This is a genomic window from Citreicella sp. C3M06 (genome assembly GCF_018860705.1).
In the GTDB taxonomy this organism is placed as follows: domain Bacteria; phylum Pseudomonadota; class Alphaproteobacteria; order Rhodobacterales; family Rhodobacteraceae; genus Salipiger.
In genome coordinates, this window is record NZ_JAHKQA010000090.1 from 1 (window position 1) to 25,338 (window position 25,338).

The window sequence follows — 25,338 nt, forward strand, 5'->3', positions numbered from 1 at the left end:
TGCATCCTGACCCTAGGCATCAGGCCAGTCACCGTCCAAGGACAGCCCGACCTCGCGATTATCCGCATCAATCAGGACAATGTCGGATGCTTTGCCCAAATCAAACCCGACGCGAGGCTTGGCTTCTACGACATAGACCGGGAACGGCTCACACTCGAGCCTCCCCGAGACGCGTAAGAAGTACAGAGTATCCCCCGGCAGCAGTGGGTTGATAATTTTTGGCATTGCCCTGCTTTCCAATCCGTATTCTCGCGCTAGCCCGGCATTTCAGCTTGGGCTGAATAGCGTCATATTCTGCCAGAGTGTTGTAGCGTTTGCCCTCGGCCCACCCAAGCTACCCCCCTACGCCAAATGCGACTAGAAAAATCTGACGTCGGGCCGCCAGACTCGCCCGCAGCCGGTGCAACCAAACCGCTTTAGCACCTCGGCGCGCAGCGTCAGACCGCCCTCGTTCAGCACATCGACTGGCACGTCAGCGGCCACATCATCATCAAAGCTTGGGCACAGCTCGCGTTCATGGCCACACCGGCATGTGAATGCCGCGAAGTTGCCCCGTCGAAAACGAGTTACCATTGCTGCGCACCTCAAAGCTCTAAGCTGCGATGTCAAATCAGCCCAGTACAAGCTGCTGAAACTAAATTCGTTTTTAACACCTTGGAGACAACCACTACCTGTTTCACACATGCCAGCCGCGCCCTGCTGCCAGCGGCCCGCTTGCAGACCGCGGCTGAATCGGCCCTTACTCTCCCTGCCCGCAACCGACAGGACCCCCCATGCTGCAAGCCTTTCACCACGTCGCGATCATCTGTTCTGACTATGCCCTCAGTCGCGCCTTTTACGTCGACACGCTGGGCCTGACGATCCTCAACGAAGCGCTGCGCGAGGAGCGCCAGAGCTGGAAGCTTGACCTTGCCATTCCCGGCGGCGGGCAGATCGAGCTTTTTTCCTTTCCCGCTCCGCCGCCGCGCCCCTCGCGCCCCGAAGCGCAGGGCCTGCGCCATCTTGCCTTTACCGTGCCCGACGTCGCGGCGGCGAAACAGACGCTCGAGGCAGCGGGCGTCGCGGTCGAACCGATCCGCGTCGACGAATTCACCGGCAAGCGGTTTACGTTCTTCAACGATCCCGACGGTCTGCCGCTCGAACTCTACGAGGCGTGAGCGCTTGCCAGACTCGGCACGGGCTGGCAGGTTTCTCGCGCTATACGGGAGGAGAACCGATCATGTTTCGCGCCATGCTGGCCGCGCTGGCCCTGACCCCGCTGGCAGAGGCCGCATCCGCAGCCTGCGCCAGCGATGACGAGATCGCGGCCTTTGTCGCCAGTTACCTGTCGCTGAGCCCCACCAAGGCGCTTGGCATCGGCGGCGACATGCAGGACGCGCTGTGCACCCAAGCCAAGCTGGTCGCGGCGCTGACGCCCAGCCTTGGCCCGGTGGTCGGCTACAAGGCGGGGCTGACCAGCCAGCCCGCGCAGGAGCGGTTCGGGGTCAGCGCCCCGGTGCATGGGGTTTTGTACCGCGACATGCTGCTTGAAGACGGCGCCACCATCACCGCCAGCTTTGGCGCGGTGCCGATGGTCGAGGCTGACCTGCTGATGATCGTCGCGGATGACGCCATTGCGCAGGCAACGACGCCGGAAGAGATCCTGCAACATGTCTCGGCCTTGCGCCCGTTCATCGAACTGCCCGACCTGAGTGTCGCCAAGGGCGAGCCGCTGACCGGCGAAACCCTGACGGCGATGGGGGTCGGGCCGCGGCTTGGCGTCATGGGGGCCGACATCCCGATCACCGATGCCGCCGCGATGAGCGCCGCGCTGTCCAGCATGACCGTGACCCTGCGCGCCGACGACGGCAGTGTGCTATCAGAAGCGCCGGGCGCGGCGGTGCTGGGCCATCCGGCCAATGCCCTTCTCTGGCTGATGTCCGAAGGCATCGTGCTCAAGGCGGGCGATATCGTCAGCGTCGGCTCGTTCGGCCCGCTGATCCCGGTGGGCAAGGTCGGGGGCGGCGCGGCGGTGCAATATAGCGGGCTGCCGGGCGATCCGCAGATTTCCGTCAGCTTCTCGGATTGATCCCGGACCCGGCGGATTGCCCAAAGGCACGGCACCGCCCTGACCCTTTCCGGCACTGTCGAACGAGGCGACATCCGCGCCCGCAGGTCGCAGCGCCTTGCAGGATCATCGCGCCGCGTCGCACCAAGGCACAGGCGCCGCCCCCGCAAGGGCGGCGCGTTTCGCGTCAGGCCGGAACCGTGGTGGCGTAGCCAAGCGCTTTGAGCGCCACCTCGATCTCGTCGAGGATCGCCGGGTCGTCGATGGTCGCGGGCATCTTGTAGGCCTCGCCATCGGCAATCTTGACCATGGTCGCGCGCAGGATCTTGCCCGAGCGGGTCTTGGGCAGACGATCCACCACCGCCACCAGCTTGAACGCCGCAACCGGGCCGATCTTGTCGCGCACCAGCTTGACGCATTCGCGGCAGACCTCGGCGCTGTCGCGTGCCACCCCCGAGCTGAGGCAGATGAAGCCCAGCGGCATCTGCCCCTTGAGCGCATCCGACACCCCGATCACCGCGCATTCCGCGACATCGGGATGCGCGGCCAGCACCTCTTCCATGGCGCCGGTCGACAGGCGGTGGCCCGCCACGTTGATGACGTCATCGGTGCGGGACATGATGTAGAGATAGCCGTCCTCGTCGGTCAGCCCCGCATCGCCGGTCTCGTAATAGCCGGGAAAGGTCGTCAGGTAGGATTTGCGGAACCGGTCCTCGGCCTGCCACAGCGTTTGCAGGGTGCCCGGCGGCAGCGGCAGCTTGATGGCGATGGCCCCCAGCGTGCCGGGCGCCACCTCGTGCCCGCCCTCGTCAAGGATACGCACGTCATAGCCCGGCATGGCGACCGACGGGCTGCCCAGCTTGATCGGCAATTCCTCGATGCCCAGCGGGTTGGCGGCGATGCCCCAGCCGGTTTCGGTCTGCCACCAATGGTCGATCACCGGCACGCCAAGGTGCTTTTGCGCCCATTCGATGGTGCTTGGGTCGGCGCGCTCGCCGGCAAGGAACAGCGCCTGAAGATCGTGCAGCTTGTAGCGGCGGATGTATTCGCCGTCAGGGTCCGCCCGCCGGATCGCCCGCAGCGCGGTTGGCGCGGTGAAAAAGGATTTCACCCGGTGGTTCTGGATGATCCGCCAGAACACCCCCGCATGCGGCGTGCCGATGGGCTTGCCTTCAAACACGATGGTCTGCGCGCCGACGATCAGCGGACCGTAGCAGATATAGGAATGCCCCACGACCCAGCCAACATCCGATGCGGCCCAGAACCGATCCCCGGCCTCGATGTTGTAGATGTTCTTCATCGACCATTGCAGGGCCACCAAATGCCCGGCGGTGGAGCGCACCACGCCCTTGGGCTGGCCGGTGGTGCCCGAGGTATACAGGATATACGCCGGATGGTTGCCTTCGACCGGTACGCATTCGGCGGGCTTCACACCGTATTGAAAGCCATGCCAGCTGAAATCGCGGCCCGGGATCAGCTTGGCGACCTCTTGTTCGCGCTGGAAGATGACACAGAATTCCGGCTTGTGGCGCGCCAGCTCGATGGCGTTGTCGAGCAGCGGCTTGTAATGCACCACCCGCCCCGGCTCGAGCCCGCAGCTCGCCGCGATGATCGCCTTGGGCGTGCAATCGTCGATCCGCACCGCAAGCTCATTTGCGGCAAAGCCGCCGAATACCACCGAATGCACCGCACCGATGCGCGCGCAGGCCAGCATCGCCTCAAGCGCTTCGGGGATCATCGGCATGTAGATGATCACCCGGTCGCCCTTTTCCACGCCGCGCATCCGCAGCGCCCCGGCAAGGCTGGCGACCCGGTCGCGCAATTCGGCGTAGGTCAGCCCCTTGGAGGCATGGGTGATCGGGCTTTCATGCATGATGGCGATCTCATCGCCGCGCCCGGCCTCGACATGGCGGTCCACCGCGTTCCAGCAGGTGTTGACCATGCCGTCCGAGAACCATTCATACATGTTCTCGCCCTTGTCAAAGAGCGCCTTTGATGGCGGTTTGGCCCAGTCGATGGCCGTGGCTGCCTCCATCCAGAACCCTTCGGGATCGGCCTTCCAGGCCGCGTACACGTCCTTGTAACCCATGCGTAACATCCTCCTCTCACCTCTGACCAAAGGTGGTAGGGATCGCTTTCCGCTGAGGCAAGTATGTTACCGGAAACCCTGCGCAGATTTCGCGAAGTTTTGCGAACTAAGCTGAAAACCGCCGTGCAAATTTTGCAAAGCCCCCAGAGTTTCGCAGATCGCAGCGCCCCTGAGGCGTGTTTTGCATAACTGCAAAGTCGCGTCCTGCAAAGACGGCCCTAGCGCGACACGTCCGGAGCCTCGCGCGCAACATGAACCCCCGGCGCCGAGTCGACGGGTGCGCCATCCTGCACCACCGTCTGCCCGCGCAGGATGGTGCGCACCGGCCAGCCCGTCACCTCGAAACCTTCCCATGGCGTGTAATCGGCGCCGTGGTGCAGGATGTCCTGCGAGATGGTGCGCTTTGCTTCGGGGTCCCAGAGCACGATGTCGGCGTCCTTGCCGATGGCGATGGCGCCCTTGTCTTTCAGCCCATAGATGCGGGCATGGTTGGTGGCCGTCAGCGCGGCAAAGGCGGTCAGCGAGATCCGCCCCTTGCGCACCCCTTCTGAGAACAGGATCGGAAGGCGAGTTTCCACGCCGGGAATGCCGTTGGGGATATTGCGGAACGAGGCGCGCGCCCCGGGCGCATCCTTGCCCGCCGGATCGGCAAAGCGGAACGGGCAGTGATCCGAGGAAAACACATCGAACGCCCCCTGCTCCAGCCCGGCCCAGATCGCCGCCTGTTCGGCGGTGTCGCGCGGCGGCGGCGAGCACACCCATTTGGCACCGTCAAAGCCCGCGCGGTCGAGATCATCCGCCGTCAGCGTCAGGTATTGCGGGCAGGTTTCCGCCAGCACCTGCACGCCGCGCGCCTTGGCCCGCTGGATCTCGTCCAGCGCCGCGCCGTTCGACACATGCACGATCATCACCGGCACGCCCGCGACCTCGGCCAGCGTGGTGGCGCGGTGCGTCGCCTCGCGCTCGACCGGCACGGGGCGGGTGCGGGCGTGATGCACGGGCGCGGTGTCGCCCAACCGCTCGGCCTTGTCGCGCAGGAATTCGATGGCGTCCTCGTTTTCGGCATGCACCATGGTCAGCGCGCCCTGCTCGCGCGCCACATCCATCACCTGCAGGATCTCGGCATCGCTCAGCCGCATCCCCTGATAGGTCATGAACACCTTGAAGCTGGTCAGCCCCTGCGCGATCAGCGCCGGCAGATCCTGCCCAAGTGTCACCGGATCGGTTGATGTGACGATCAGGTGGAACGACACATCGGTCAGGCAGTTGCCCTTGGCCTTGGCGTGGTAGGCAGCCACCGCCTCGCGCAGGGTCTGGCCCGCCTCGGGCAGGCAGAAGGGCATCACCGTGGTGTTGCCCCCACAGGCCGCAGAGCGCGTGGCAGAGGCGAAATCATCGGCCATCTCGATGCCGGGGCCAGAGGGCTGCGCGATGTGCACATGGCTGTCGATGCCGCCGGGCATGGCGATCAGCCCGGCGGCGTCGATCACCTCGGCGCCTTCAAGCCCGGCGCCGAGCGTCACGATCTTGCCGCCACTGATGCCAATGTCACAATCGCTCACCACGCCGGGGCAAACCACGCGGGCGCCGCTGATCACAAGGTCATGCATCATGTCGTTCAGTCCTCAAAACTTTGGCCTCAAAACTTTAGTCGGTGTCCTGCGCGCGCCATACCCGCCTTGTGCGGCAGTCAGTCCAGCGCGATGACCTGCGCCAGTGCCGGGGCCAGCCCGACCGACGCCTTGCCCACCGGGCGCGCGGCCCGGCGCTGACCGCTGGTGCGCAGCCCGGCCAGCGCCATTGCCTGCACCGTCGCCGCTGCGATCGGGTCCAGCACCACCGCCGGGATTTCGGGGGAAATCTCGGGTGCAAGCCCCGCCAGCGGCGCACCGCCAAGGATCACCACATCGGCCCCGTCGCATTGCGCCGCATCGCGTGCCAACGCTACCAGCGCATCGCGCCGCGCATGGCGCGAGGCCAGCACATCGGGATCATGCGTCGCGGGCGTGCGCACCCCGGTGAACCGCGCCGACAACCCGGTCTGCGCCACGCTGTCGCTGTACCAGCGGCGCATCACCGGCGAAAAGGTCACGATGGAAAACCGCTCGCCCAGCATCGCCGCCGACAGGATCGCCGCTTCGGCCATGCCGATGACCGGCACATCGAAGATTTCGCGCGCGGCGACCAGCCCCGGATCGCCAAAGGCCGCGAGGATCACCGCGTCGATGCCGCTGAGGTTCTCCGCGATCATCTCCAGCGCGATGGCCCCGGCGATCTGCGCCTCGGCGCGCGAGGCGATATAGGGAAAGCCGCGCGGAGCGGTCAGGGCAACGATTTCGGCGCGGTCCCCCGCCACCTGACGGGCGACGCCCGCCATGCTGTCTGTCAACGAGACAGTCATGTTGGGATTGATCAGCAGCAGGCGCATCAGCCCTGCCCCCCAAGGATGGTCTCGATCCGCGCCGCCAGCGCCAAGAGCGCGGCATCCTGCCCTTTGGCGGCGATGATCTGAAGGCCCAGCGGCATGCCCTCGCTGTCGACCCCGCAGGGAACCGAGATCGCCGGGCAGCCAGCGTGGTTGAGCTGCGAGGTAAAGGCGGCGTGGTCGCGCCCGCCGCAGGGCTTGCCCGCGATGGTCGTGGGCGCGCTCAGCTCGACCGGCCATGCCGCGCAGGAGGTGGTGGGCGTGATCATCGCGGCGTAGCCCGTCAGGAAATCGCTCATGATCTCGCGAATGCACTGGCTGGCATGATGGGCGCGCGCCACATCCGGCCCGCTCAGCGCCAGCCCGGAGTCGATCTGCGCCCCGAGGTCGGGATCGAAGAGCTCTGGCTCGGCCTGCCAGCGCGCGCCAAACAGCGCCGCAAGCCCCGCGTGCTGCAAGGGCATAACCGACGCACCGTTCAACCCCTTCCAGTCGGGCGCATCGGGGTGCAGCGTCAGCCCGGCGCCGCTGAGCGCCGCAATACTGCTATCAAAATTCGCCGCCACATCCGGGTCCAGCACCTGCCCCAGCCCGAAATCGGCGGCAAAGGCGATGGGGCCGTCCAGCGGCGCGGCCTCGGGCAGCCCGCTCAGCACGGACATCATCAGCGCCACGTCGCCGACGTTGCGCGCGATCGGTGCCAGCACCGAAATGCCATAGACCGGATCGTCGAAGCCCGGACCGTAAGGCACCAGATCCTGCGTCGGCTTGAGCCCGACAAGACCGGTATGCGCCGGGGGGCGGCGCGACGATCCACCCGCATCGGTGCCCAGCGCCAAAGGCGCCATGCCGGCCGCCACCGCCGCCACCGGCCCGCCAGACGAGCCCCCCGCCGTGCGGGCAAGGTTCACCGGATTTCGCGTCATGCCATATAGCGGCGTGTTGGTAGACCCCTTGCAGGCAAATTCCGAGCAGGTGCCGATGCCAAGGATCACCGCCCCCGCCTGCCGCAGCAGCGCCACCGCCTGCGCGTCCTGCGGCGCGATGAAGCCTTCGAACAGCTTCGAGCCTTGGGTGATCGGCAGCCCTCCGACCCAGATGTTGTCCTTGATGACCACCGGCACACCGGCCAATGGCAGCGTCTCGCCCACTGCAAGCCGCGCGGCCACCGCGTCTGCCTCGGCCTCGAGCGCCGGGTTGATCAGCGTCAGCGCGTTCAGCGCCGGGTTCAGCGCCTCGGCGCGGGCGCGCGCGGCGGCGGCGGCGGCGCGCGGGGTGATCTGCCCTTCGGTGATCGCCTGCGCCAGCGCCTGCGCGCTCAGATCCATGGGGTTCATATGCTGTGTTCCTTTGCCCAATGCGCGGCGATGTCGCGGCGCGGGGCGATCCAGACGCCCCTGTGCGCGGCGATATGCGCCAGCACCTCCTCCAGCCCGGCAATCCGGCCGGGCCTCCCGATCAGCCGCAGATGCAGCCCGATCGACATCATTCGCGCCGCCTCGGCGCCTTCGGCATAAAGCCGGTCGAACGCCCCGATCACGTAATCGGAAAAATCCCGCGCCTGCACAAAGCCGCCGCCGGGCGAAAAGCGCATGTCGTTGGTATCGAACGCATAGGGCAGGATGACATGCGTGCCCTGCATCCGCGGGATGTCATCATCATAAGCATCGCTGTCATAGAGGAAATCGCCCCGTTCGCGCAGCAGGTTGCGGGTATTGACCGAGGCCGAAGAGCGCGTGTGCCAACCCACCGGCGCAATGCCGGTGGCGGCAGTAATCGCGGCATGAGTGCGCTCGATGATCGACGCCTCATGCGCGCGGTCCATGTTGGCGTGACGCTCCCACAGCCAGCCATGGCACGACACCTCATGCCCGCGCGCCACCGCATCGGCCAGCAGCCAAGGCGCACGCTCGGCCACCCGCCCGCAGGTGCTGAAGGTTGCGCGCGCGCCCACCTTGCCCAGCGCCCGCACGATGCGGCCATAGCCCTGCCGCGTGCCATAAGCGAAATGGCTTTCCATGCACAGATCGGGGACGTGTTCGACCTCTTCGCGGATCTCGTAGACGGATTCGTTGCGCGCATCGCCATCGCCGATGGCATATTCCGCCCCCTCTTCGACATTGACCACGAAGGACACCGCCAGCCGCGCCCCCTCCGGCCAGCAGGGCGCCGGTTCGGCGCCATGATAGCCCCGGAAATCGCGGCGGTCTGGATCGTTCAGCGCACTCATCCCTGGATCATCCGGTTCAGGCCCACGGTGCGCGCGCCAAACGCCAGCACGATCACCGCCAGCAGGATCAACCCCGAGGACATCGCCGCCAGCGACGGGTCGGGCTGCTCTTCGAGATATTGCAGCATCTTGATCGGCAGCGTCTTGTTGCGCGCATCGGTCAGGAAGATCGAGATCGGGTAATTGTCCATCGACGCCAGAAAGGCGAACAGCCCCGAGGTCAGGTAGGCGGGCGCAAGGCTGGGCACCAACACCTTAAGGATCGCCTTGGGATAGCTCAGTCCCAATGTGCGCGCCGCATCGATCAGCGAGAAATCGAACGCCGACATCGACGCCAGCAGCGTGCGCATGACAAAGGGCAGCGTGATGACGATATGGCCCAGCAGCAGCGACCAATAGGCATCGCGCAGGCCGATCTCGCGGAAGAACTGCAACAGCGCCACGCCCACCACCAGCCCCGGCATCATCAGCGGCGACACGGCAAAGGTGGCAATTGCCTCGCGCCCGCGGAAATCGCCGCGGCTCACCGCCACGCAGGCAAGCGTGCCCAGCACCAGCGCCAGCGCCGTCGATACCAGCGCGATGTTCAGCGACATCGTCACCGCATCCCAGAGCCCCGAGCGCTCGCCCAGCGAGCGATACCAGCGCAGCGACCATTCGGGGGGTGGCAGCGTATAGACCGGCGAGTCGCTGAACGACACCACCACGGTGATCACGATGGGCAGCATCAGGAAGGCGACGCAGCCCAGCGCCACGACCCAGCTGAGGGCGCGGAAAATCTCGTCGGTGCGGGTCATTGGCGGGCTCCTAGACGGCGGGCAGCGATGCTAGACAGCACGACCACGGCCACCGCGATGGCCAGAAGCACCGCCGAGATGGTCGAGCCCAGCGGCTCGTTGCGCAGATACAGGAAGGACCGGGCGATCAGCATCGACATGGTCTGCTGGCGCTCGCCCACGATCAACGACGGGATGACATACATCGACACCGCCAGCGAAAAGGTAAAGGCAGACCCGGCCACCACCCCCGGCAGGGTTAGCGGCAGCGTGACGTTGAAGAACCGGAACATCGGGGTCGCGCCAAGGCTGGCGGCGGCCTCGGGCAGGCGCGCGTCAAGCTGGCGCACCACCGCATAGATCGGCAACACCATGAACGGCAGGAACACATTCGCCGCCCCCACCACCAGCGCGGTTTCGGTGAACAGCATCCGCACCGGGCGTTCGATCAGCCCCAACCATTGCAGCGCGTCGTTCAGGGCCCCGTTGGCGCGGAACAGGATCGACCAGGCAAAGGCCTTGACCACCACGCCCAGCGACATCGGCAGCACCATCGCCACCAGATAAACCGTCAGCCACGGCCCCTTGGCGCGGCTCATGGCAAAAGCGGTGGGATAGGCGATGACCAGCGCCAGTAGCGTGGTCAGCGCCGCCACCCGCAGGGTGCGCCAGATCACCCGCATGTTGTGCTCATCCGCGAAGAAGCTGCGGTATTCGGCCAGCGACAGCCCGTCTGCGGTGCTGACCGACTTGGCCAGCAGCATCAGCAGCGGCAACGCGTAGAGGATGGCCAGAAACCCCAGCGCGGGCACCGCCAGCAACGTGATCCGGTTCATGCCCCGCCCCCGTAGACCAGCGTATCGCCCACCGCCCAGCCAAGGGTCACACTCTCGCCCCGGCTTAGGCCCGTGCGGATGCCGGGCAGCTCGCACAGGATCCGGTCGCCGTCCTCGGCGCGGCCATGAAGCACGGTCTTGGAGCCCAGCACCATGGCATCCTCAAGCGTGATGCTCAGCGCGTTTTCCCCGGCGCCAAGCGAGATCAGCTCGGGGCGCACGCCGATTTGCGCGGCGCTGCCGATGGGCAGATCGCCCGGCGCCGACAGCGTACCATAGGCGGTGCTCAACGTCAGAATGCCGTCCTGAACCGCGCTGACCTTGCCGCTGATCCGGGTCGACAAGCCGACAAAATCCATCACGAAGGGCGAGGCAGGCCGCGCATATAGCATGGAAGGATCGGCGAATTGTTCGATCTTGCCAGCGTTCATCACCGCGATGCGGTCGGAGACGCCCATCGCCTCTTCCTGATCGTGGGTGACAAAGATCGCGGTGATGCCACGGTCGCGCAGCAGGGTCTTCAGCTCGACCTGCATGGTCTCGCGCAGCTTGCGATCCAGCGCCGAGAACGGCTCGTCGAGCAGCAGCAGATCGGGCTGCACCACCAGCGCCCGCGCCACCGCGACGCGCTGCTGCTGCCCGCCCGACAGCGCGCTGATCGGACGATCGGCAAAGCTGTCCATGCGCACCAGCGCCAGCGCCTCGAGCACCGGGCCATCGATCTGCGCCTTGGGCGTGCCGCGTGCCCGTAGCCCGAAGGCGACGTTTTCCGCCACCGTCAGATGTGGGAACAGCGCATAGTTCTGAAACACCACCGACACGTTGCGCCGGTGCGCCGGAAGGCGGCTGATGTCGCGCCCGCCCAGCACCACCGCACCGTCATCCGCATCCATCAACCCGGCGATGATGCGCAGCAAGGTGGTCTTGCCGCAGCCCGAGGGACCGAGCAGAGACACAAGCTCTCCCCGCTCCACCCGGAAATCCATGCCGGACATGACACGGGTGCCTCGAAAGGATTTTCCAACCCCGACCACGTCGAGATAGCGTCTGTCCGCCGCCACCGGTGCCCTGTCCAGCATCGCGATCACAGCGCCATCAGCTTGTCGAAGCGCTCGATCCAGTCGCGGCGGTTGGCGGCGACGAAGGCCCAGTCAGGGCTATAGATCTGCACGCCTTCGGGGATGACCGCACCGGCCGTGACGGTGGTGTTCGCCGGCACCGAGCTGGCGAAATCGGCGATCTCGGCCTGCATCTTGGCGCCCAGCATCTCGTTGACATAGGCGGCGGCAAGCTCGGGGTTCGGCCCGCCCTTCACGAGGCAGATGCCCGATGGCATGGCAAAGATGCCTTCCTTGGGCGCGGCCAGATCAACCGGCACGCCTTCGGCCTTGCGCGGCAGCGTGTAGCTGGAGAAATTGCCCGCCAGCATGGAGATCTCGCCCTGCTCCAGCAGGTTGAACGCTTGGCTCATGGTCGAATAGACCGACAGCAGGTTGGGCTTGAGCTCTTCGAGCTTGGCGAAAGCGGCGTCGATCTCGTATTGCGCTTCGGAGAACGGCTTGCCCGAACCCAGCATTGCCGCCACGAACAGCGTCCACATGCCTTCGGTGTTCTGCAGCGACGGGATGATCACCTGCCCGGCGGCTTCGGGGGCCCAGAGCGCCTCCCAGCTGGGCACACCATCGGCGAAATCGGTGTTATAGGCGACCCCGGCCCAAGGCTGCACATAGTTGCACCACATGCCCTCCATATGCACCGCATCGGGGCGCAGATCGGCGCGGTTGGGCACCGCCTCTTCAGAGATCGGGGTCAGCAGGTCGGCCTCGACCGCCTGAATCATCACCGGGTCATCCATCTGGACAACCGACAGGTAGGGCGCATCCTTGTTCGACGCCATCTTCTCGAGGTTGACCGAAGACTTGGTGCCTTCGAACAGGATATCGGCGCCGATGGCCGCTTTCATATGGGGGATGACGATCGCTTCCATCCACGCGGTGTGCGATCCGGCGCAGCCGATCACCAGCTCAGTGGATTGCGCGCGCAGCAGCGCCGGGGTGGCAAGCGTGCCCGCAGCCGCGAGGGCCGAGGTCTTGAGCAAGGAGCGTCTTGTGAAGGTGGTCATGATCGGGGTCTCTCCGTCGGTTTGAGGGGCCATTTCGCCCCGGGGGAAGACCGGTTCTGATGCCGGCTCGAAATGGAATGCCATTTGACTTAGGCGTGAAACCCGCACAGGTTTCGATAGAAACGGGCCTTAATCTCCTGATTTTCTTGAACTGACCAAGTTTTAGGCAGGCTTTCGAGCGCCCTGCCAATCGACTGACCGAAAGGAAAACCAAAATGGCATCCCATTTGAAAAACGTCACCCTGCTGACCCCCGATTCGGGGATGCAGAAGGGCATCGACCTTGCCATCGACGACGCTGGCACCATCACCGCCATCGGCGCGGCCCTGCCCCCGACCCCCGGCGCAGAGCAGATCGACGCGCGCGGCGCGCTCTGCCTGCCGGGGCTGGTCAACACCCACAACCATTCGCCGCTGATGATCGTGCGCGGCATGATCGAGGATGTCAGCTTTGCCCCCGCCTACACCCCCGGCGTGCCGCAGGGGCACTGGCTGTCGGACGAGGAAACCCTCGCCCTCGCCCGGCTCGGTGTGATGGAGATGCTCTGCGCCGGGGCCACCACCATCGTCGATTACTACCGCTGCCCCGAGGCGCTGGCGCAGGCGGCGGCGGAATTCGGGCTACGGGCGCAGATCGGCGGCCGGGTGATGGACATGGACAGCGCCGCCCTGTCCGAGGGGCGCTTTGTGCGCGACGATGCCCTTGGCGAGGCGACGCTGGGCGCGGCGCTGGCGGTGCAGGAGAAGTGGGACGGCAAGGGCCGGATCTCGACCATCCTTGCGCCGCATGCGCCCGACAGCTGCTCGCGCCAGATGTTCGAAACCATGCGCGATCTCGCGGCAAAAAGCGGCAAGCAAGTGCATACCCATCTGAGCCAGTCGCAGATGGAGGTCGACCAGATCCGCGCCCGCGAAGGCCTGACCCCGACGGAATTCCTCGACGATCTCGGGCTGTTGTCGCCGGATCTGATCGCGGCGCATTGTATATTCATGTCCGACAGCGACATCGCGCGGTTCGGCAAGGCGGGGGCGGTGCTGGCCCATGCGCCCATCGGCAATGCCAGCTTTGGCGCGGCCGCCCCGATCAAGGCGCTGCACGGCGCGGGCGCGACCATTACGCTATGCACCGACACCAAATCCGCCGACATGTTCGAGGCGATGCGCATGGCGCTGGCCACGGCGCGCTGGCGGGCGGGCATGTCGTTCGATTTCGACGCGGCCACGGTGTTTGACTGGGCGACGCGCGGCGGCGCGGCGGCGCTGCGCGGCCATGGCGCCACCGGGATGCTGCGCGTTGGCGATCCGGCAGACCTTGTGCTGCTTGATGCAGACGCGCCCAACCTGCGCCCGCAGATCGACGGGGCTGGCCTTCTGGCGCATTCCGCCAGCGCTGGAAATGTCACCGATGTGATGGTGGGCGGTGACTGGCTGGTGCGCGGCCACCGCCCCACCCGCGCCGACATGTCCGAAGTAGTGCAGACCGCGCAGACGGTCTGCGACCGGCTCTGGCAGCGCGCGCGGGGCTAGTCGCTATCCAGCATCGCGGCGAGGCTATCGCCGGTGTGCAACAGGTGCTGCCGCCAGACCAGCGCGGCGGCACCGGCATCGCGGGCGCGCAGCGCCTGCATCAGCGCCTCATGTTCCTGCACCGATTGCGCCAGCCGCTCGGGGCTGTGGATCGCCATGAACCGCCCCTGCCGCGCCCGCGCCATCAGCCGCCCGCGCGCATCCTGCACGATGGGATTGCCGCAGCTTTCGACAATGAATTCATGTATTTCGCTGTTGGTGTCGAAGTAATCGGCGTGGCTGCCGACCTTGTGATAGGTCAGCATCCGGGCGTGCATGTCTTCAAGATCGTCCAGCTGCGCCGGGGTGATCACCGCCGCCAGCCGCTCGGCGGCAAGGCTTTCCAGCGCAGCGATGACGTCGAACAGGCGCAGCGCGTCTTCGGCGGTGCAGCGCAATACCTGCGCGCCGCGATTGCGCGAAATCTCGATCAGCCCATCCTGATGCAGCAGCTTGAGCGCCTCGCGCACCGGGGTGCGCGACAGTTCCAGCTCGGCCGAGATGCGCCGTTCCACCAGCCGCGATCCGGGCGCATAGGTGCCCTTGACGATACGCTCGCGCAGCACATCGGCCACCCATTGCGCAATCGCTGTCGGAGAGTCTGCGGCAGGCGGCGGATCGTCTGGAAGATCGGTCAGGCTGTGGCTCACGCGGGGCTCGTTTCACGTCAAGGGATATGGCATCCCATTTTGCCCAGAGCGCGCGCCATTGCAAGCCCGCGCCTTCGTTTGCAGCGAAGGCGCGCTGCCGGGTCAGCCGTAGCTGGCCACCGGCGTTCCGGCAATCGCGGCCATGTTCAGCAAGCCGCGCGGGGTGATCGAGGGCGTCACGATATGCGCCCGGTTGCCCAGCCCCATCAGGATCGGCCCAACCTCGAGCCCTCCGGCCTTGAGACGCAGGATGTTGCGCACCCCAGAGGCCGCATCGGCCTGCGCAAAGATCAGCACATTGGCCGCGCCTTGCAGCCGGTTGCCCGGCATCAGACGCTCGCGCAACTCGGGGTCAAGCGCGCTGTCGACGTGCATTTCGCCCTCGTAGTTGAAATCCCGCGCCTTGCTGTCAAGAATATCAAGCGCGGCGCGCATCCGCGGGCCAGTGCCGTCAAGCTGGTTGCCAAATTGCGAGCGCGAGCACAGCGCCACCTTGGGCAGGATGCCAAAGCGACGCACATGCCGGGCCGCGCCGATGGTGGTCGCGGCGATCTGTTCGGGGGTCGGTTCTGTCCAGACTTGGGTATCGGCAAGGAACAGCGGCCCATCTTCGAGGATCATCAGCGACAGCGCGCCTTGCGGCTCAAAGCCCCTGCCCCCGAGAACCTGCGTGATATAGTTGAGATGCCAACGATATTCACCGAAGGTGCCGCAGATCATGCTGTCGGCCTCGCCGCGGTGCACCATGATCGCCGCGATGGCGGTGGTATTGGTGCGCAAGATGGCGCGGGCCAGATCCGGGGTCACGCCCTGACGCGCCATCAGCTTGTGATAGCTTTCCCAATACACCCGGTAGCGCGGATCGTCGTTGGGGTTCACCACGTGGAAGTCACGTCCGGGGCGGATTTCCAGCCCCATGCGCTCGCAGCGCGCCTCCAGCACCTCGGGGCGACCGATGAGGATCGGCTGTTCGGTGGTTTCTTCAAGGATCGCTTGCGCTGTGCGCAGCACGCGCTCGTCCTCGCCCTCGGCGAAGACGATCTTGCGGCTGGCGGTGCGGGCAGCCTCAAAGACCGGGCGCATCAGCAGCGCGGATTTGAACACGCTCTGGTTGAGCTTTTCTTTGTAAGCCTTGAGATCCTCAAGCGGGCGCGTCGCCACGCCCGATTCCATCGCCGCCTTGGCCACGGCAGAGGACACCACCGAGGACAGGCGCGGATCGAACGGCTTGGGGATCAGGTAGTCGGCCCCAAAGGTCAGCGCCTCGCCATGATAGGCCGCGGCAGCCTCGGCGCTTGTTGTGGCGCGGGCCAGCGCCGCGATACCGTCGACACAGGCAATCGACATCGCATCGTTGATCTCGGTCGCGCCTACATCAAGCGCGCCGCGGAAGATAAACGGAAAGCACAGCACGTTGTTGACCTGGTTCGGGAAATCCGAACGACCGGTGGCGATGATCGCATCCGGGGCCACCTTGCGCACGAGGTCGGGCATGATCTCGGGCGTCGGGTTGGCGAGGGCAAAGATGATCGGCTTGGCCGTCATGCGCGCCACCTGCTCGGGCTTCAGGACACCCGGCCCCGACAGACCAAGGAACAGGTCGGCGCCGTCGATCACATCGTCGAGCGTGCGCTTGTCGCTGGCCTGTGCATAGCAGGCCTTTTGCGGATTCATGTCTTCGGCACGGCCCTCGTAGACGAGGCCGTGGATGTCGCACAGCCAGACGTTCTCGCGCTTGACACCCAGCTTGAGCAGCATGTTGAGACAGGCGATGCCAGCAGCGCCGCCGCCGGTCGAGACGATCTTGATGTCTTCGAATTTCTTGCCCGCCACGTGCAGCGCGTTGGTCGCGGCCGCGCCAACGACGATGGCGGTGCCGTGCTGGTCATCGTGGAACACCGGAATGTTCATCCGCTCGCGGCAGATCTTTTCGACGATGAAACAGTCGGGGGCCTTGATGTCTTCGAGGTTGATCGCGCCGAAGGTCGGTTCCAGCGCACAGACGATCTCGGCCAGCTTTTCAGGATCGCTTTGATCGAGCTCGATGTCGAAACAGTCGATATCGGCGAATTTCTTGAAGAGCACGGCCTTGCCCTCCATCACCGGCTTGGACGCCAGCGGGCCGATATTGCCAAGCCCCAGAACCGCGGTGCCATTGGACACCACGGCAACAAGGTTGCCGCGCGCGGTGTAGCGGGCCGCATTGGCCGGATCGGCCTTGATCTCGAGACAGGCCTCGGCGACGCCGGGGCTGTAGGCCCGGCTGAGGTCACGGCCGTTGGCAAGCGGCTTCGTGGCGCGGATCTCGAGTTTTCCGGGCTTCGGATTCTCATGATAGAACAGCGCCGCCTGGCGCAGCGATTCCTGGGTCGTATCGGACATCTGGGGCCCTCTCCCGAGTTAGTTCAAGGTTGAACAATTCGTTAGAGGCCGCATAGCAGCTAGGGCTACACCCGTCCAGTAGGACGCATCAGGCGCCGCCGGTGTCTGTCAGTAGACCACCGCTTCAAGCAATTCGATACGCTGGCCTGCCTGCTGCACGGTCAGGTGTTCGGGAACCGGCTCGCCGGCGCGCTCCGACAACTCGCGCAGGCGTTCTTCCTGCGTGGCGCTCATCGGCTCGCGCGGATCGGGGGGCACGTCCAGCGCGGCATCAAGCTTGTCGAGGGTGGAAACGTCTGTCTGCATAGTCATCTGATCATATCCTTTGTTTGGATTGTGAACGCAGGGCACCGGCCAAGGGTTCCCTGCGTCACATGCGCCAGCCCGCCCCCGGGCCGCATTTCCGTGGGTGACAAGGCGCCGGGGCACCGCTACAACGCCCGCGAATTCATGTGACGCACCTTTGAAGGAGCCATTCGATGACCACCCTGGTTTTCGGCCACAAGTCCCCCGACACCGACAGCACCGGCAGCCCGATCATCTGGGCCTGGTATCTGAATGAAGTAAAAGGCGTTGCCGCCAAGCCCGCGCTGCTGGGCGAGCCCAACACCGAAGCGGCCTTCATGCTGCAACACTGGGGCCTCGAAAAGCCCGAGATCATCTCGGATGTGAGCGAAGGCCAGCCGGTCGTCATCGTCGACACCAACAACCCCGCAGAACTGCCCGCCGCGATCAACGCGGCGGATATTCAGGCGATCATCGACCATCACAAGCTGGTCGGCGGGCTGGAAACCAAGGGCCCGATCGACATTACCGTGCGCCCGCTGGCCTGCACCGCAACCATCATGGTCGACCTGATGGGCAAGGACATCGCCAAGATGCCCAAGGCCATCAAGGGCGCGGCGCTGACCTGCATCCTGTCCGACACGCTGGAATTCCGCTCGCCCACCACGACGTCGCATGACCGGTCCGTGGCTGAAACGCTGGCCTCGGATCTGGGCGTCGACATTGCCGAGTTCGCCGCGCAGATGTTTGCCGCCAAGTCCGACGTGTCGGGCTTCTCGGATGCCGAGCTGATCCGCATGGACAGCAAGGAATACGCTGTCGATGGCACCAAGTTCCGCGTCTCGGTGCTGGAAACCACCGCGCCCGAGATCCCGCTGGATCGCAAGGCGTCGCTGATGGAAAGCTTCAAGACCGTTGCCGCCGAAGATGGCGTCGACGAGGTGCTGCTGTTCGTGGTCGACATCCTGCGCGAGGAGGCAACGCTGCTGGTGCCCAACGCGCTGGTCAAGACCGTGGCCGAAAAGAGCTTTGGCGCAACGGTTGAGGGCGACACCGTGGTGCTTCCCGGCATCATGAGCCGCAAGAAGCAGATCATCCCGAACCTCAAGCTCTGAGCGCGGCGGCCTGATGTCTGCGTGACATCTCGCCCTTTGGCAAATTCACAAAGGCGTCCCTGCGGGGGCGCCTTTTTTCTCGCGCGGCACTGGTGGTTCAGGCCCGGCCTTGCCAAGTTGCGCAAAACCGCAGGAGATTCCATGACCGATCGTGTCCGCCTTCAAAACGACGTCCTAAAGGTTGCCATCGCAGCGCAGGGCGCCGAGCTTCAGAGCCTGCAGGCACAGGGGCGCGAATTGCTCTGGCAGGGGGATCCGGCGTGGTGGGCCGCAACGGCGCCGATCCTGTTCCCGATCATCGGGCTTGCCCCCGACAACAAGGTCGCCTTCGGCGACGACGTCTTCGAGATGTCCAAGCACGGGTTCGCGCGGCACAGCCGGTTCACCGCCGAACAGCAAACGGCGACCTCCTGCCGCCACGTGCTGCGCGACAGCGACGCCACCCGCGCCTGCTTTCCCTTCGGCTTCGAACTGGCGGTGATCCACAGCCTTGATGGATCGACGCTGAAGCAGGCCGCCGAGATCACCAACACCGACACAAGGGCGATGCCGTTTGGGTTTGGCTTTCACCCGGCCTTTGCGCTGCCGCAGCCCGGCGGCGGCGCAGAAACCATCATCACGCTGGACAACGGCGCAGAGCCTCCGCTGGCGCGGCTTGCCTCTGACGGGCTTCTGGCGGCAGAGCGCCACCCCTCGCCCTTTGAGGCCGGACGGCTGACCATCACCCCGGATCTTTTTGTCGAAGATGCGCTGATCTTCCCCGAAGGCGCAGGGACCGGCCTGACTTGGAGCTCGACGAGCGGCCCGGAGCTGCGCTTTGGATTCGAGAACCTGCCCAATCTGGCGATCTGGCAGAAGGTCGGCGCGCCCTTCCTGTGTATCGAGCCATGGCATGGGACCGCCGCGCGCCACGGCGGCACCGCGCAAATGACCGACAGGCCTTACACGCTGACGCTGGCCCCCGGCGAGACGGTGCGTTTTGCATGGCAGGTCACGGTGCTGGGCTGAAGCTCTGGCCAAGGCGCGGCGCAGGCTCTAGGTAGGCGTGACCCCCAAGCCAGAGAAGGCCTAGCCGCAATGAGCCAGATTATCGACTCGCTCTCCGAGATTTCCGACCGCTATGAGGCGATGTTCGTCGATCTCTGGGGCTGCGTGCACAATGGCATGACCGCCTATCCCGAAGCCGTCGACGCGCTGCGGGCCTATCGCAAGCGCGGCGGTCTGGTGGTGCTGGTCACCAATTCGCCGCGCCCGCGCACCGAGGTGATGAAGCAGCTCGAAGGCTTCGATGTGCCGGACGATTGCTGGGACAATATCGCCACCTCGGGCGACAGCGCCCGTTCGGCGATGCTCAGGGGCGCCGTGGGCGACAAGGTCTGGTTTGTCGGCACACAGGACGAATTGCCGTTCTTTGAGCCGATGAAGATGATCGACAACCCCGTGCAGATCACCCGCGTGCCGCTTGAGGATGCGGGTGGCATCGTCTGCACCGGCGCGTTCGACGCCAGCCAGCATCCCGACGTTTTGCGCCCCCAGCTTCTTTATGCCAAGCAAAAAGGGCTGAAGCTGCTCTGCGCCAACCCCGATGTCATCGTCGACCGGGGCGAGACGCGCGAGTGGTGCGCCGGGGCCATCGCCGAGCTTTACACCGAAATGGGCGGCGAGAGCCTGTATTTCGGCAAGCCCTTCGCGCCGATCTACGATCTGGCCCGCAGCCGGCTGGCCGAGATCGCCCCCGACATTCCCGACAGTGCCATTTTGGCGATCGGGGACGGGGTAAAGACGGATATTCAGGGCGCGCTTGGCGAGGATCTTGATTCGCTGTTCATCTCGGGCGGGCTGGCCGCGGCTGAAACAGGCACCGTGCGGCAACCCGATCCCGCGGCGCTTGAACGGTATCTGGCCGAGCAAAACGTCAGCCCGACCTATTCTATCGGCTTCCTGCGCTGATCTGAAACACACTGCCCCTGCTGAGAGCCGCCTTTCGGGGCGGCGTTTGCGTGCTGCCTTGGTCGCAACACAGCAGTTGGGGCTTGATTTTCTGCGTCTGCGAAGTAATAAAGTTGCCGTAACAACAATACGAATTACATTAATATTACCGGACCGTGACTCATGGAGGCAGAAATGCTCGACAATTTCCCGCGCGGAACCATCTGCATCGAGGATATCGAGATGGGCATGTCGCGCCACCTGCGAAAGGTGGTGACGGATCGTGACATCGAGCTGTTTGCCGAGGTGTCGACCGATCACAACCCGGTGCATCTTGACGAGTCCTATGCGCAGGACACGATCTTTCACGGGCGCATTGCGCATGGCATGCTGACGGCCGGGTTGATCTCGGCGGTGATCGGCGAGCAATTGCCCGGGCATGGTACGGTTTATCTGGGCCAGACCTTGAAGTTCATCGCGCCGGTGCGACCCGGCGACATGGTGACGGCCACGGTCACCGTGATTGACATCGACCATTCCAAGCGGCGCGTGACGCTGGCGTGCGACTGCACCGTCGATGGCAAGAAAGTGCTGGTCGGCGAGGCCAATGTACTAGCCCCGTCGCGCAAGTTCGACTGAACCTTGCGCCTTGCCGCGAGGTCGGATGCCTCCGGCGGGGATATTTGGGGCCACAAGAAACCGGGGGCAGTTTTCCGACTGCGGCGTCAGAGCGAGTCGGTGACGCGGAAACCGTCGGGGATGATGTCTTTGTCGTTGAGCAGAAGTTCGGTCATGATCTGTGCCACTTTCGGGGCCATGCCAAAGCCGATCTTGAAGCCGCCATTGGCGATGTAATGGCCGGGGCGGTCGGGCCAGTGGCCCAGCATCGGGGCGCGGCTTTTGGCACGGGGGCGCACCCCGGCCCAGCGTTCGACGATTTCGGCCCCGTGCAGCAGGGGCAGCGCCGCGAGCGCGCGCTGGTGCAGATCGTCGCATTGCGCATCGCATTCGGATGGGTCTGTGAAATCGCGTTCAGAAGTCGAGCCAATCGCTACCGTGCCGTCGTGATGCGGCACGATGTGCAGCCCGTTGGCGAAGATCTGCGGCACCTCTCCGCTGGCGTGGCGCAGCAGCAGCGACTGGCCTTTGACGCCTGATCCCACCGGTTTTCCCAGCGTTTCCGACAGCTTTCGCAAGCCTTGCCAGCCGGTAGCGTGCAGGACGCGGCCCTGTTCGGGGGCATCGCGGCTGACCTGCACCCCGCGCACTGCCAGCGCCGCGACCAGCGCCGCCGCCGCGCGGCGCGGCGACATACGGGCCGACAGCGTGTCGCGGATCAGCCATCCGCTGGGGGTGACCGGGGCCCATGGGCCTGCCGCCTCGGCGCGGATTACCTCCCATGTGGCGTGGTGCTGCCAGAGCTGGCGAGCGCTTTCGGCGCGGGCGTGGGCCAGCGCCAGCGCGCGCTCATCGGCTATGGGTTGCAGGCGGCCCGATCGGGCGTAATCGGCAAACACGCCGCCCGTGGCCTCGACATCGGCCCAGAAGTCCTGTGCCATCAGCAGGCTGTCGAGCTGGATCTGCTTCTTGGCGTTCCAGTTTTCCGGCACATGCGGGGCAAGCGCGCCGACCAGCCCGCCGGACGATCCGGCGCCCGGGCCGAACGGGTCGATCACCTGCACCCGGGCCCCGGCCTGCACGCAGGCCCAAGCGATAGACAGGCCAAAGATCCCGGCCCCGCGCACGGTCACGTCGATGCTTGTCATTGTCTGGCCCCTTCTGCATGGTCGCGCCAGTTCTAGGACAGAGTATCATGACGAACCAGCCCGAGACGCTATCATGGCGTGACGGAGAGGTGCCGGTGTCGCATCGCTTCGACGACCCCTATTTTTCACTAGATGACGGGTTGGCCGAAACCCGCCACACCTTTCTTGCGGGCAATCACCTGCCGGAGCGGTTCCGCGATGGATTTCACATTGCCGAGCTGGGCTTTGGCACCGGGCTCAACCTGCTGGCGACGCTGGCACTGTGGCGGCAGAGCGGGGCGGCTGGCGTGCTGCACTTCACCACCTTTGAGGCCTTCCCGATGGCGCCGCAGGACATGATCCGCGCGCAGGCGGCGTTTGGCGAATTGTCCGGCGTGGCGCAGGAGCTGGCGCCGCATTGGGGCGCGGCACGCATCGATCTGCCGGACCTGCGCTTTGAACTTATCGAGGGCGATGCGCGCACCACCCTGCCCGGCTGGGACGGGCGGGTCGATGCGTGGTTCCTCGACGGGTTTTCCCCCGCCAAGAACCCCGAGCTTTGGGGCGAGGCGCTGATGGCAGAGGTGGCGCGCCACATGGTTCCGGGCGCCAGCGCCGCGACCTATACCGCGGCGGGGCACGTCAGGCGCGCCTTGGAAGCGGCAGGGCTTGCGGTTGAGCGCATCCCCGGTTACGGGCGCAAAAGGCACATGACCCGAGCGGAGCGCAGCACATGACCGAACAGAACACCAAGCTTGGCATCTGGCTGATGGTGCTGACCACGTTCGTCTTTGCGGTTCAGGACGGGATTTCGCGGCATGTGTCCGGGGAATACAACGTCTACATGGTGGTGATGATCCGCTACTGGTTCTTTGCCGCTTTCGTCATGGCCGTGGCCGCGCGCAAGGCCGGCGGTCTGCGCGGCGCCGTCAAGACCACGCAGCCCTTGTTGCAGATCTTTCGCGGTGTGCTGCTGGTGGCCGAGATCTGGGTGATGATCAGCGCCTTCGTGCTGCTGGGCCTCACCGAAAGCCATGCGGTGTTCACCGTCTACCCGCTGTTGATCGCCGCGCTGTCCGGGCCGATCCTTGGCGAAAAGGTCGGCTGGAAGCGCTGGTCGGCCATCGGTATCGGGTTCATCGGGGTGATCATCATCCTGCAACCCTCGGGCGGGGTGTTCTCGCCGCTGGCCGCCGTGCCGCTGCTCGCGGCGCTGATGTTCGCGCTCTACGGGTTGCTGACGCGCTACGTGGCACGCCAAGACAGCGCGGCGACCTCGTTCTTCTGGACGGGAGTGTCCGGCGCTATCACCGCCACCGCCGTGGGCGTATTTTTCTGGGAGCCGATGAGCGGCCCGGACTGGGGCTGGATGATCGTGCTGTGCTTTACCGGGGCATTCGGGCATTTCACCCTGATCAAAGTCTATGAGGTGGCCGAAGCCTCTGCGGTGCAGCCCTTTGCCTATCTTCAGCTGGTGTTCGCCGCGACCATCGGCATGACGATGTTCGACGAGACGCTGCGCCCCAACGTGGTGGTCGGCGCGACGATCATCGTTGCTGCAGGGCTGTTCACGCTGTGGCGCGAACAGCTGGCCAAGAAGAAAGCCTAGGCCTGCCAGAACCTCGGGGTGAACAGCGCGAACACCGCCATCAGTTCGAGCCGCCCGGTCAGCATGGCAAAGGCGAGCATCCATTTCGCCGTATCATTGATGCCGGCGAAATTGCCCGCCGGGCCGATTTCGCTGCCAAGCCCCGGGCCGACGTTGGCCAGCGCCGTCGCCGCCCCGGAAATCGAGGTGATGAAATCCAGCCCGGTCATGCCCAGCCCCACCGACAGCACCCCCAGCGACACCACGAAGAAGGCAAAGAACGCCAACACCGACGATAGCGTTTCGTCATCCACCGCCCGCCCCTGAAAGCGCGGCACGAACACCCCGTGCGGGGCGCGGATACGGCGCATCTGCACCCGGATCGAGGCGAACAGGATCTGGTAGCGGAAGATCTTGATCGAACAGGCGGTCGAGCCAGCGCAGCCTCCGATCAGGCCGATGAAGAAGAACATCGTGATGACGAACGGCCCCCACCCCATGTAATCGACCGAAGCATAGCCAGTGCCCGAAATGATCGAGGTGATGTTGAACAGCGATTCGCGAAACGCCTGTTCCGGGTGGTGCGGAAACTGGACCATCAACGCCCCCGCCATCACGACAACCAGCACGACAATGGTCAGCAGAAAGGCGACGATCTGGCCGTCCTTCCAGAACGGGGTGTAATGGCCGTTCAGCATCTGGACGTAGCGCACAAAGGGCAGCGCCGCCGAGATCATGAAAACCGACGCCACGTATTCCGCCGCCCCCGAGAAAGTGCCAAAGCTGGCGTCGTAGTTGGAAAAGCCCCCGGTCGACACCGTGGTGAGCGCGTGCACCGCCGCGTCAAAGGCATTCATCCCGCACAGCATGTATGAAATCGCGCAGGCCAGCGTCAGTGCGACGTAGATGGTCGAGATCGACGAGGCGATTTCGGTGGCGCGGGGCAGGATCTTGCCCATGGTCTCGAACGCCTCGGAGCGGAACACCTGCATCCCGCCCACGCGCAGTTCCGGCAGGAACACCATGGCGACCACGATGATGCCGATGCCCCCGAGCCATTGCAGGATGCCGCGCCACAGCAGCAGCCCCATGGGCAGATCGTCAAGCCCGACGAAGACCGTCGATCCGGTGGTGGTCAGGCCCGACATCGCCTCGAAATAACTGTCGGTAAAGCTGGCCTCGGTTTCACCAAAGATAAACGGCAGCCCGCCGAACAGCGGCAGCATCGCCCAGACGCCGACCGTAAGCAGAAAGGTCTGTTGCAGCGTCAGCCCTTCCTTGACCGCATTGGCGCAGCCAAGCGCGATCAGACCACCGATCAGAACGGTCAGCAGGCCGCATTCCAGAAAGACGTGCCATTCCCCCCGCCCCTCGGCGATATCGACGAGCATGGGCAGGAACATGGTCGCGCCCAGCGTCGCAACAAGAAGGCCGATGACATAGGCGACGGGGCGGATATCGAACATGTGCGAGGGTTGGACCGCCCGTGCAGGTCTGTCAAGCCGCCGCGTTGTGCCACCGTTGCGCCCGCGCCCGAAGTGTCGCAACACTGCC

23 protein-coding genes are annotated in these 25,338 nt (G+C 65.2%); 9 read left to right on the forward strand and 14 right to left on the reverse strand.

Annotation, left to right across the window (positions count from 1 at the left end; genetic code table 11):
• Positions 1–773 precede the first annotated feature (773 nt).
• Together KO516_RS20380 and KO516_RS20385 are read left to right on the forward strand one after the other, a co-directional pair.
• Positions 774–1,157, forward strand: a complete 384-nt coding sequence (locus KO516_RS20380) for a VOC family protein (protein ID WP_216005622.1) — start codon at positions 774–776, stop codon at positions 1,155–1,157.
• Between the two features lie 62 nt (positions 1,158–1,219).
• The gene (locus tag KO516_RS20385; RefSeq protein ID WP_216005623.1) at positions 1,220–2,068 is read left to right on the forward strand and encodes a 2-keto-4-pentenoate hydratase; all 849 of its coding nucleotides are present in this window, start codon (positions 1,220–1,222) and stop codon (positions 2,066–2,068) included.
• Positions 2,069–2,234: 166 nt separating this feature from the next.
• Here KO516_RS20385 and KO516_RS20390 read toward each other — a convergent pair whose 3' ends face one another.
• From KO516_RS20390 to KO516_RS20430, 9 genes are all read right to left on the reverse strand, one after another.
• Positions 2,235–4,136 (reverse strand): propionyl-CoA synthetase, encoded by a 1,902-nt coding sequence (locus KO516_RS20390; RefSeq protein ID WP_216005624.1) that lies wholly within the window; start codon positions 4,134–4,136, stop codon positions 2,235–2,237.
• Positions 4,137–4,354: 218 nt separating this feature from the next.
• Complete coding sequence (gene hydA, locus KO516_RS20395) at positions 4,355–5,749, reverse strand: dihydropyrimidinase (protein WP_216005625.1); 1,395 nt, start codon at positions 5,747–5,749, stop codon at positions 4,355–4,357.
• A gap of 77 nt (positions 5,750–5,826) precedes the next feature.
• Positions 5,827–6,564, reverse strand: coding sequence for an aspartate/glutamate racemase family protein (locus KO516_RS20400; protein WP_216005626.1), 738 nt, complete (start codon positions 6,562–6,564; stop codon positions 5,827–5,829).
• On the reverse strand, positions 6,564–7,898 hold the full coding sequence (locus KO516_RS20405; RefSeq protein WP_216005627.1) for an amidase: 1,335 nt from the start codon (positions 7,896–7,898) through the stop codon (positions 6,564–6,566). Before KO516_RS20405 ends, KO516_RS20400 begins: the two co-directional genes overlap by 1 nt.
• A complete protein-coding gene (locus KO516_RS20410) occupies positions 7,895–8,791 on the reverse strand; it encodes a polysaccharide deacetylase family protein (RefSeq protein ID WP_252737758.1) in 897 nt (298 codons plus the stop codon). The genes KO516_RS20405 and KO516_RS20410 overlap by 4 nt, the downstream gene beginning before the upstream one ends.
• Positions 8,788–9,588, reverse strand: a complete 801-nt coding sequence (locus tag KO516_RS20415; protein WP_216005628.1) for an ABC transporter permease — start codon at positions 9,586–9,588, stop codon at positions 8,788–8,790. Before KO516_RS20415 ends, KO516_RS20410 begins: the two co-directional genes overlap by 4 nt.
• Complete coding sequence (locus KO516_RS20420; RefSeq protein ID WP_216005629.1) at positions 9,585–10,403, reverse strand: ABC transporter permease; 819 nt, start codon at positions 10,401–10,403, stop codon at positions 9,585–9,587. The genes KO516_RS20415 and KO516_RS20420 overlap by 4 nt, the downstream gene beginning before the upstream one ends.
• Positions 10,400–11,482: an ABC transporter ATP-binding protein gene (locus KO516_RS20425; protein WP_216005630.1), complete on the reverse strand. Its 1,083-nt coding sequence runs from the start codon at positions 11,480–11,482 to the stop codon at positions 10,400–10,402. The genes KO516_RS20420 and KO516_RS20425 overlap by 4 nt, the downstream gene beginning before the upstream one ends.
• Before the next feature lie 5 nt (positions 11,483–11,487).
• A complete protein-coding gene (locus KO516_RS20430; protein WP_216005631.1) occupies positions 11,488–12,525 on the reverse strand; it encodes an extracellular solute-binding protein in 1,038 nt (345 codons plus the stop codon).
• A gap of 215 nt (positions 12,526–12,740) precedes the next feature.
• Here KO516_RS20430 and KO516_RS20435 point away from each other — a divergent pair, with 215 nt between their 5' ends.
• On the forward strand, positions 12,741–14,051 hold the full coding sequence (locus tag KO516_RS20435) for an amidohydrolase family protein (protein ID WP_216005632.1): 1,311 nt from the start codon (positions 12,741–12,743) through the stop codon (positions 14,049–14,051).
• Here KO516_RS20435 and KO516_RS20440 read toward each other — a convergent pair.
• The 3 genes from KO516_RS20440 to KO516_RS20450 form a co-directional block, all read right to left on the reverse strand.
• Positions 14,048–14,740: a GntR family transcriptional regulator gene (locus KO516_RS20440; RefSeq protein ID WP_371742122.1), complete on the reverse strand. Its 693-nt coding sequence runs from the start codon at positions 14,738–14,740 to the stop codon at positions 14,048–14,050. The two genes, KO516_RS20435 and KO516_RS20440, sit on opposite strands and share 4 nt — an antisense overlap.
• Before the next feature lie 102 nt (positions 14,741–14,842).
• Positions 14,843–17,122: an NADP-dependent malic enzyme gene (locus KO516_RS20445; RefSeq protein ID WP_216005633.1), complete on the reverse strand. Its 2,280-nt coding sequence runs from the start codon at positions 17,120–17,122 to the stop codon at positions 14,843–14,845.
• Between the two features lie 108 nt (positions 17,123–17,230).
• Positions 17,231–17,434 carry a DUF3072 domain-containing protein gene (locus KO516_RS20450; RefSeq protein ID WP_216005634.1) on the reverse strand — a complete coding sequence of 68 codons (204 nt, stop codon included), beginning with the start codon at positions 17,432–17,434 and terminating at the stop codon, positions 17,231–17,233.
• A 167-nt stretch (positions 17,435–17,601) separates the two neighbouring features.
• On the opposite strand from KO516_RS20450, the gene KO516_RS20455 reads away from it, so the two are divergent.
• From KO516_RS20455 to KO516_RS20470, 4 genes are all read left to right on the forward strand, one after another.
• Positions 17,602–18,522 (forward strand): manganese-dependent inorganic pyrophosphatase, encoded by a 921-nt coding sequence (locus KO516_RS20455; RefSeq protein WP_216005635.1) that lies wholly within the window; start codon positions 17,602–17,604, stop codon positions 18,520–18,522.
• Between the two features lie 141 nt (positions 18,523–18,663).
• Positions 18,664–19,530, forward strand: coding sequence for an aldose 1-epimerase family protein (locus KO516_RS20460; RefSeq protein WP_216005636.1), 867 nt, complete (start codon positions 18,664–18,666; stop codon positions 19,528–19,530).
• 69 nt (positions 19,531–19,599) lie between these two features.
• Positions 19,600–20,472, forward strand: a complete 873-nt coding sequence (locus KO516_RS20465; protein WP_216005637.1) for a TIGR01459 family HAD-type hydrolase — start codon at positions 19,600–19,602, stop codon at positions 20,470–20,472.
• Between the two features lie 174 nt (positions 20,473–20,646).
• Positions 20,647–21,090, forward strand: a complete 444-nt coding sequence (locus KO516_RS20470; RefSeq protein ID WP_216005638.1) for a MaoC family dehydratase — start codon at positions 20,647–20,649, stop codon at positions 21,088–21,090.
• 86 nt (positions 21,091–21,176) lie between these two features.
• Here the strand turns inward: KO516_RS20470 and KO516_RS20475 are convergent, their stop codons facing one another.
• Positions 21,177–22,217: an FAD-binding oxidoreductase gene (locus KO516_RS20475; protein ID WP_216005639.1), complete on the reverse strand. Its 1,041-nt coding sequence runs from the start codon at positions 22,215–22,217 to the stop codon at positions 21,177–21,179.
• Positions 22,218–22,264: 47 nt separating this feature from the next.
• Here KO516_RS20475 and mnmD point away from each other — a divergent pair, with 47 nt between their 5' ends.
• The gene (mnmD, locus tag KO516_RS20480; protein ID WP_216005640.1) at positions 22,265–22,933 is read left to right on the forward strand and encodes a tRNA (5-methylaminomethyl-2-thiouridine)(34)-methyltransferase MnmD; all 669 of its coding nucleotides are present in this window, start codon (positions 22,265–22,267) and stop codon (positions 22,931–22,933) included.
• Entirely contained in the window at positions 22,930–23,805 is an 876-nt protein-coding gene (locus KO516_RS20485) for a DMT family transporter (RefSeq protein WP_216005641.1), read from the forward strand. The genes mnmD and KO516_RS20485 overlap by 4 nt, the downstream gene beginning before the upstream one ends.
• On the opposite strand, the gene KO516_RS20490 is transcribed toward KO516_RS20485, so the two are convergent.
• A complete protein-coding gene (locus KO516_RS20490) occupies positions 23,802–25,250 on the reverse strand; it encodes a TrkH family potassium uptake protein (protein WP_216005642.1) in 1,449 nt (482 codons plus the stop codon). The genes KO516_RS20485 and KO516_RS20490 overlap by 4 nt on opposite strands.
• Positions 25,251–25,338 lie beyond the last annotated feature (88 nt).

Bases quoted from the DNA above. Each gene is read 5' to 3' on its own strand.
- KO516_RS20465 (WP_216005637.1), top strand. From the start codon at position 19,600: ATGAGCCAGATTATCGACTCGCTCTCCGAGATTTCCGACCGCTATGAG.
- KO516_RS20425 (WP_216005630.1), bottom strand. From the start codon at position 11,482: ATGCTGGACAGGGCACCGGTGGCGGCGGACAGACGCTATCTCGACGTG.
- KO516_RS20475 (WP_216005639.1), bottom strand. From the start codon at position 22,217: ATGACAAGCATCGACGTGACCGTGCGCGGGGCCGGGATCTTTGGCCTG.
- KO516_RS20445 (WP_216005633.1), bottom strand. From the start codon at position 17,122: ATGTCCGATACGACCCAGGAATCGCTGCGCCAGGCGGCGCTGTTCTAT.
- KO516_RS20470 (WP_216005638.1), top strand. From the start codon at position 20,647: ATGCTCGACAATTTCCCGCGCGGAACCATCTGCATCGAGGATATCGAG.
- KO516_RS20405 (WP_216005627.1), bottom strand. From the start codon at position 7,898: ATGAACCCCATGGATCTGAGCGCGCAGGCGCTGGCGCAGGCGATCACC.
- KO516_RS20490 (WP_216005642.1), bottom strand. From the start codon at position 25,250: ATGTTCGATATCCGCCCCGTCGCCTATGTCATCGGCCTTCTTGTTGCG.
- KO516_RS20415 (WP_216005628.1), bottom strand. From the start codon at position 9,588: ATGACCCGCACCGACGAGATTTTCCGCGCCCTCAGCTGGGTCGTGGCG.
- KO516_RS20390 (WP_216005624.1), bottom strand. From the start codon at position 4,136: ATGGGTTACAAGGACGTGTACGCGGCCTGGAAGGCCGATCCCGAAGGG.
- hydA (WP_216005625.1), bottom strand. From the start codon at position 5,749: ATGATGCATGACCTTGTGATCAGCGGCGCCCGCGTGGTTTGCCCCGGC.
- KO516_RS20455 (WP_216005635.1), top strand. From the start codon at position 17,602: ATGACCACCCTGGTTTTCGGCCACAAGTCCCCCGACACCGACAGCACC.
- KO516_RS20485 (WP_216005641.1), top strand. From the start codon at position 22,930: ATGACCGAACAGAACACCAAGCTTGGCATCTGGCTGATGGTGCTGACC.
- KO516_RS20420 (WP_216005629.1), bottom strand. From the start codon at position 10,403: ATGAACCGGATCACGTTGCTGGCGGTGCCCGCGCTGGGGTTTCTGGCC.
- KO516_RS20385 (WP_216005623.1), top strand. From the start codon at position 1,220: ATGTTTCGCGCCATGCTGGCCGCGCTGGCCCTGACCCCGCTGGCAGAG.
- KO516_RS20460 (WP_216005636.1), top strand. From the start codon at position 18,664: ATGACCGATCGTGTCCGCCTTCAAAACGACGTCCTAAAGGTTGCCATC.
- KO516_RS20450 (WP_216005634.1), bottom strand. From the start codon at position 17,434: ATGACTATGCAGACAGACGTTTCCACCCTCGACAAGCTTGATGCCGCG.
- KO516_RS20380 (WP_216005622.1), top strand. From the start codon at position 774: ATGCTGCAAGCCTTTCACCACGTCGCGATCATCTGTTCTGACTATGCC.
- KO516_RS20400 (WP_216005626.1), bottom strand. From the start codon at position 6,564: ATGCGCCTGCTGCTGATCAATCCCAACATGACTGTCTCGTTGACAGAC.
- KO516_RS20410 (WP_252737758.1), bottom strand. From the start codon at position 8,791: ATGAGTGCGCTGAACGATCCAGACCGCCGCGATTTCCGGGGCTATCAT.
- KO516_RS20435 (WP_216005632.1), top strand. From the start codon at position 12,741: ATGGCATCCCATTTGAAAAACGTCACCCTGCTGACCCCCGATTCGGGG.
- KO516_RS20430 (WP_216005631.1), bottom strand. From the start codon at position 12,525: ATGACCACCTTCACAAGACGCTCCTTGCTCAAGACCTCGGCCCTCGCG.
- mnmD (WP_216005640.1), top strand. From the start codon at position 22,265: ATGACGAACCAGCCCGAGACGCTATCATGGCGTGACGGAGAGGTGCCG.